The organism is Bifidobacterium stellenboschense, from assembly GCF_000741785.1.
Taxonomy (GTDB): Bacteria; Actinomycetota; Actinomycetes; order Actinomycetales; family Bifidobacteriaceae; genus Bifidobacterium; species Bifidobacterium stellenboschense.
The window spans coordinates 1-5,815 of sequence record NZ_JGZP01000032.1 but is presented as its reverse complement, the minus strand read 5'-3'; the positions used below and the strand labels follow the sequence as shown (position 1 = coordinate 5,815).

At 65.9% G+C, this 5,815-nt stretch carries 5 protein-coding genes; 3 read left to right on the top strand and 2 right to left on the bottom strand.

The window, feature by feature from the left end:
- The coding region (locus BSTEL_RS11035) for a PASTA domain-containing protein (protein ID WP_156963310.1) at positions 1–1,532 on the top strand (1,532 nt) is incomplete at its 5' end.
- Here the strand turns inward: BSTEL_RS11035 and BSTEL_RS11030 are convergent.
- Entirely contained in the window at positions 1,519–2,229 is a 711-nt protein-coding gene (locus BSTEL_RS11030) for a lysophospholipid acyltransferase family protein (protein WP_034530403.1), read from the bottom strand. The two genes, BSTEL_RS11035 and BSTEL_RS11030, sit on opposite strands and share 14 nt — an antisense overlap.
- Before the next feature lie 51 nt (positions 2,230–2,280).
- Between BSTEL_RS11030 and BSTEL_RS11025 the strand changes: the two genes are divergently transcribed.
- On the top strand, positions 2,281–2,919 hold the full coding sequence (locus tag BSTEL_RS11025) for a hypothetical protein (RefSeq protein WP_034530402.1): 639 nt from the start codon (positions 2,281–2,283) through the stop codon (positions 2,917–2,919).
- A gap of 518 nt (positions 2,920–3,437) precedes the next feature.
- Here BSTEL_RS11025 and gndA read toward each other — a convergent pair.
- Complete coding sequence (gene gndA / locus BSTEL_RS11020; protein WP_034530401.1) at positions 3,438–4,892, bottom strand: NADP-dependent phosphogluconate dehydrogenase; 1,455 nt, start codon at positions 4,890–4,892, stop codon at positions 3,438–3,440.
- Between the two features lie 559 nt (positions 4,893–5,451).
- On the opposite strand from gndA, the gene BSTEL_RS11015 reads away from it, so the two are divergent.
- Positions 5,452–5,691: a glutaredoxin family protein gene (locus BSTEL_RS11015; RefSeq protein WP_034530400.1), complete on the top strand. Its 240-nt coding sequence runs from the start codon at positions 5,452–5,454 to the stop codon at positions 5,689–5,691.
- The last annotated feature ends 124 nt before the right edge of the window (positions 5,692–5,815 follow it).

The following is a 5,815-nucleotide window of genomic DNA, read 5'->3' as shown; positions in this document are numbered from 1 at the left end:
CGCCGGCGCCGCCCGCACACGCGGAGCCGTCGCACGAGACGCCATCCGCCAACGCCACGCCGGCCGCACACGATACGACGGCACCGCAGCCGACGCGCGCCCTGCCGCAGGAAACGACGCCCCCCACGCAGGCCGCGGAAACCGAGACGCTGCCGCCGACCACCGCCATCGAGGCGGGCGCCACGCAGGTGCTCGCCCCCATGCCCGAACCGAAGGAGACGCAGGCGCTCAGCCTGCTCGACTTCGCGGACGAATCCACGCTGACCGGACAACGCCCCATAACCGATGCGGCGCCGCGCACCGTGGAATCCAACCCCGCCGTGTCATCCGCCGTCGCGACGACCGACGTGGCGGCGTCGAACGCCGAAACCGTCGCCCTGCAGCCGGTCCAAGGCGACGCACGGACGAACACGGCCGCGGTGTCGCGCCCCACCACCCCGCTCACAGGCGGCTTCGGCGCGAAGACGGCGCCGCCGCAGCACCTCGCCGCCGAACCGACGGCGCAGGCCGCCGCACCGGGCGCGACGACGCCGCGCAAACGCCACGGCAAGGCCATCATCATCACGATCGCCGTGCTGCTCACCATCGCGCTCGCGGCGGGTGGCGGCGGCGCATGGTGGTACTACCGCGGCCCGGGCAGCTATTGGGAGCTGCCGAAACCGGACGACGTGACCTGCGAGACGGACCGCGCCTGCACGCTGGAAGGCGCCGCATGGAAGACGTACGAGAGCACGCTCAAAGTGACGGGCATCCCGTACAAGACGTCGGCCGCGTACAGCGACACCGTCGAGAAGGGGCATATCGTGCTCGCCACGCTGGACGGCAAGGACGCCCAGGTGGCCGCGCACGTGAGCAAACGCCACACGCCCACCCTGCGCGTCGTCGTATCCCGCGGCGTCAGGATGGCCACCATCCCCGCGGACATCCTCGACCCGAACACCGATAACGGCAAGGCGCCGCTCGACGCGTTGAAGAAGGCCGGATTCACGAACGTCAAACACGACGAGTCGAAGGACGTATACTCGGAGACGCTGCCCGAAGGCGCGACCCTGAGCATCTCCCCCGACCCGGGCACCACACTCAAACACAACGCGGAGATCGACGTGGCCCTGTCGAAGGGCCCGATGCCCGTCACCATGCCCGACATCGTGGGCCGTACGAAGGACGAGGCGGCAACCGCGCTCGACGACCTCAAACTCAAGGCGAACTGGAGCGAGGAGTACAGCGACACGATCGAGGCCGGCAAGGTGATCTCCTCGTCCGTCGCGAAGGACACGCAGCTGCATTGGGGCGACTCGGTGGACGTGGTCGTCTCGAAGGGCCCGGAGATGGTGACCATCCCGGACGTGCGCGGCAAGACCTACGACGAGGCGTCCAAGACGTTGGAGGCGCTCGGATTGCAGGTGAAGAAGTCGGCGCCGCTCGGCGACGTGACGCACACGGTGCGCCTGCAGAGCCCCGATCCCGGCCAGCAGGTGCGCGTGCGCGACGAGAAGGGCAACAAGACGGTCGTCACGCTCACCGTGGTGTGACGGCCGCTTCGGCCTCCTTCTTCGCCTTGAGCTCGGCCTTGACCTTCTGCGCGTATTCGGGCACATACTCCTGACCGCTGAGCTTCTGGATCTCCGCGGTCAGATGGTCGGTCAGGGAACGTAGATCATCGTGCGTGATCTCGTCGGCCGCCTTCCTCTCCACGTGGATCGGCTTGCCGTAGATCACCTGCGTCTTGCCCTTCTTCGGAATCGACGTGCCGATCGGCTGGAGCTTATCGGAACCGATGAGCGCGGTCGGCACAATCGGGCAGCCGGTCTCGAGCGCGAGGCGCGCCACGCCCGTATGCCCCTTGTACAGACGGCCGTCGGGACTGCGCGTGCCCTCGATGTGGATGCCGAACAGGTGGCCGTCCTCGATGATCTCACGCGCGTGCTCGAGCGCGCCCAACGACTTGTTGCCGCCGGAACGGTCGACGGGGAACACGCCCACGGACGTGAACCACCACTTCTTGAACTTGCCCTTGACGCCCTTGCCTTCGAAGTATTCGGCCTTGCCCATGAAATGCACCATGCGCGGGCAGGTGATCGGGATGAGCGCGTCGTCGATGACCGCCAGATGGTTGGCGGCGATGATCGCGCCGCCCTTGCGCGGGATGTTCTCCAACCCCTTGGCCGTGGGACCGAGGCGGCGGCGTGCGATGGGACCGAACACTTTGACGAAGAACCAGTAGAGCACTTGGCGTTTCCCTCCCCGCGCAGACCGTGGCCGCGCATTAGAGTGGTATGTATGACTGAACTCAACAATACCAACGCGGACGACGAGCGTACAAACCCCGCTCCGGATGACGACGGGAAGACGGCGAAGACGCCGTCCGACGCCGGACGCGACGAGGCGACGAAGCCCGATCTGGGCAATCTCGACGCGGCGTGGGCGGCGTTCGAGGCGGAGCACAAGGACGAGCTCAAGTCGGTGGCGTCGTCGCGCAATGCGAAACGATTCGAGAAGCATGCGGAGCGCCGCGAGAAGGAACGGCTCATCGACATCGACGACCTGAAGCCCGACGCGTTCTCCCGCACGGGGGCCAGCCATGGGCCGCGCGACTTCACCGGCTCCAGCTGGCTCGACACCGACCGGGTGATGGACGCCTACGATGACGGCGGCTTCACTCCCCCGAACCCCGAGATCGGCCCGGTGAAGCGTTCGACACTCGTGTGCTGGATTCTGCTCGCCGTCGGGCTGGTGGGCTCGATCGCTACGATGTTCATCCCCGGCATCGGCTCGGTGCCGTTCCTCGGATGGCTGCTGAGCTTCGTGTTCAGCATGTGCACGATCATCGGCCTCGGCGGGCTCATCGGCAAGCTGCTGACCCGCCGCCGCCAGACCGGCGACCGCGGCGGCTATTTCGACGACGGAGCCCGCGTCTGAGCGCTTTCGGTTCGGTTTTTCGCGCGCGATGATTCCCGGGAAACGGCCCTATCCTCCGGGATTTGTCGCATTGAGACGATATCAGTGCGATGATTCCCGGAAGAAGCCGCTTATTCCCGGGATTTGTTGCACTGAGTCGGAGTCGGCACAAGAAATCCCGGAGAACAGCCTTGTTTCCCGGGATTTATCGCATTGATGGGGTGCATTGAAGGGGTAGGGGTGTCTGAAGGTGTCCGGCGCGATATTTCCCGGGAATCCGCCCTATCGTCCGGGAATCCTTGCACTGAGCTGAGGTCAGCACAACATTTCCCGGAGAACAAGACCGTTTTCCGGGAAATGTCGCACTGAGACGAGACCAGCACAAGAAATCCCGGACGAGCGGCATGTCGTCCGGGATTTATCGCGCCGGAAAAGGGGCTACGCCTCGATCTCAGGCTTCGTTTTGTCTTGGCCGGCTATCGCCGGCCCCGAAGAGGGCCGGGAAGCCCACAGGGCTTCCCTAAGCCGGAGATCGAAGATTACTCTTCGATCTCCGGCTTACCCTCTTCGGCCCACAGCGTGTGGAACACGCCGGGCTTGTCGACGCGGCCGTAGGTGTGGGCGCCGAACAGGTCGCGCTGTGACTGGGTCAGCGCGGTGGGCAGGCGCTTGGAGCGCAGGCCGTCGTAGTAAGCGAGGGAGCTGGAAAACACCGGGGTGGGGATGCCCGCCTCGACGGCCTTGACGATCACGCGACGCCACGCGTCCTGCGATTCGCCGATGATCTTCTCGAAGTACGGGTCGAACAGCAGCGAGGCCGGCGGGTTGTCGCCCTTGAACGCCTCGGTGATCCGGTCGAGCAGGAACTGGGCGCGGATGATGCAGCCGCCACGCCAGATGCGCGCCACCTCGGACAGGTCGATGTCCCAGCCGTACTCCTTCGCACCGTCCTGAATCTCGTTCAACCCCTGCGCGTAGGCGACGACCTTGGAGGCGAACAGCGCACGACGCACGTCCTCGACGAACGCCGCCTTCTCCTCGCCGTCCAGGTCGATGGTCCTGTCCGGGCCGGCCAGATGCTCCTGCTGGGCGGCCTCGCGCAGCTCGCCGTGGGAGGAGAGGGCGCGCGCGAACACGGCCTCGCCGATCGCCGGCACGGCCGAACCGAACTCGAGACCGGTCTGGACGGTCCACGTGCCGGTGCCCTTCATGCCCGCGTGGTCGACGACCACGTCCACGAACGGCTTGCCGGTGGCGGCGTCCTTGTGGTGCAATACCTCGGCGGTGATCTCGATCAGGTAGGAGTCGAGGTCGCCCTTGTTCCACTCGTCGAACACGCCGGCGATCTCCTCGGCCGTCATCCCCAGGCCGCGGCGCAGGATGTCGTACGCCTCGCCGATCACCTGCATGTCCGCGTACTCGATGCCGTTGTGCACCATCTTCACGAAATGGCCGGCGCCGTCCGTGCCGATGTGCGTCACGCACGGCTCGCCGTTCACCTTCGCCGCGATCGACTCCAGAATCGGCCCCAACGTCTTCCAGGATTCCGCGGTGCCGCCGGGCATCAGGGACGGGCCGTTCAACGCGCCCTCCTCGCCGCCGGACACGCCGCAGCCCACGAAGTGGAAGCCCTTGGCGCGCACCTCCTTCTCACGCCTGATGGTGTCCTTGAAGAACGAGTTGCCGCCGTCGACGATGATGTCGCCCGGCTCGAACACCTGCTCGAGCTGCTCGATGACCGCGTCGGTCGGGCCGCCGGCCTTGACCATGATGATCGCGGTGCGCGGGCGCTTCAGGGACGCGGCGAACTCCTCCAACGTCTTGGTCGGGACGAACGCGCCCTCCGTGCCATGCTCCTCCATGAGCTTCTCGGTACGCGACCAGTGGCGGTTGAACAACGCCACCGTATTGCCGTGATGCGCGAGATTGCGGGCCAGGTTCGAACCCATCGCCGCAAGTCCGATCACACCGATGTTTGCCGTAGCTTCGGCCATTTGCCTTGCCTTTCAGTCGATTCAGCTTGTTCCGAGAAAAGTCTATCCCGCCGCGCGCCTCCGCGCGAGTGGCGTCTTATGCCAACCGGCCATATGGGCGGACCACCCCGCATGACGGCTCCCCGCCAAGGGGAGAGTCAAGGTGGAAGGTACGCCGACGCGCGAGTGCCGTCGTACACGGTTCACGATTCCCACACCATCGAAATCGTGAACCGGCGGACTGTTCATATGAACATGGCGAACGGCGACGTACCGCCATTCCCGCACGACGGCGACGTGCGGGAATGTGCGTTTCCGGTTCACGATTTTCACGCCGGGGAAATCGTGAACCAAGGAACGCCCCGATGTGATGAAGGTGACATTTTCGGGTTTGAGACGGTTCCAGCCACGGCCGGGACGCCACGGCCGACGGCGTGTCCGTTGTGATTCCAACGATTACCCAGACCCTACATCTAGGGAAATGCCTAGCGACACGCCACTACGGATAGTGTTTACTCGTCAATCAATCCCCGATAGGCTGTCTCCCGCACCACATCACACCGTCCGATCGGAGACCACCATGACCGTCACCGTGTTCACCAAGCCGCGTTGCCCGCAGTGCGACGCCACCAAGCGCCAGCTCGACAAGCTCGGCATCCCGTTCGAGACGGTGGACCTGACCGAGAACCCGTCCACGCTGGAACAACTGCAGCAGGCGGGGTTCCGGCAGGCGCCGGTCGTCATCACGCCGGACAGCTCGTGGACCGGTTACCGACCGGACCTGATCCGCGAACTCGCGAAGACCGCGGTCGCCGCATGAGCGTCACACCGAAGGTGAGCGGCGGCGCGGGAGGCGACCTGTCCGGCCTGACCGGTGCGACGCCCGTCCGCCGCACGCAGGGCGCGGACGGCGGCGCGGCGACGCAGACCGGCCACGCCGCACC